Source organism: Mycobacterium sp. 852014-50255_SCH5639931, assembly GCF_001665605.1.
Lineage (GTDB): Bacteria > Actinomycetota > Actinomycetes > Mycobacteriales > Mycobacteriaceae > Mycobacterium > Mycobacterium paraffinicum.
Genome location: NZ_LZSV01000012.1, coordinates 1 through 610 on the forward strand (window position 1 = coordinate 1; position 610 = coordinate 610).

General features: G+C 64.3%; 1 protein-coding gene. It reads left to right on the plus strand.

From position 1 onward, the window contains the following. Positions 1–245 precede the first annotated feature (245 nt). Positions 246–545: a PE family protein gene (locus tag A5758_RS07380; protein ID WP_067199718.1), complete on the plus strand. Its 300-nt coding sequence runs from the start codon at positions 246–248 to the stop codon at positions 543–545. The last annotated feature ends 65 nt before the right edge of the window (positions 546–610 follow it).

A 610-nucleotide genomic window follows, 5' to 3' on the forward strand; every position in this document is an offset into this window, starting at 1 on the left:
GCCGGCGCCGCCGCGGGCTACTCCCACAAATACGGCTTCCGCTACAGCGTCCTGACCCGCCCACCATCAGCCGGATAAGGAAAGCCCAGGTGAACGGAAGTTGTACACGAATGAACAGTCGGCACTAGGGAGGCGAGGCACCGCGTGACCCCATTAATCTCACCAGTAAGCCATGCCTGCGGTAAGCCCACCGGCAAACCGTTCCTCGAAGGCCAGCGAGCCTAGAGAATAGGGAGGGAATCCAAATGTCGTTCGTCACGACGCAGCCCGAGGCCTTGGCCGCGGCGGCGGGCAATCTGCAGAGCATCGGTTCGACGCTGAACGCGCAGAACGCGGCGGCGGTGGCCCCAACGACGGGGGTGGTGCCGGCCGCCGCTGACGAGGTGTCAGCACTGACCGCGGCGCAGTTCTCTGCGCACGCGCAGACGTACCAGGCCGTGAGCGCCCAAGCCACGGCGATTCACGAGATGTTCGTCAACACCCTGGGCATGAGCTCGGGATCGTACGCGGTGACTGAGGCGGCCAACGCGGCCGCGACGGGTTAAAGGAGTCAATGGTGTTTGATTTTGGGGCGCTTCCGCCGGAGGTTAATTCGGCGCGGATTTACGCC

What these genes read in the sequence shown, in the direction of transcription:
- A5758_RS07380 (WP_067199718.1), top strand. Translation starts at nt 246, where the DNA reads ATGTCGTTCGTCACGACGCAGCCCGAGGCCTTGGCCGCGGCGGCGGGC.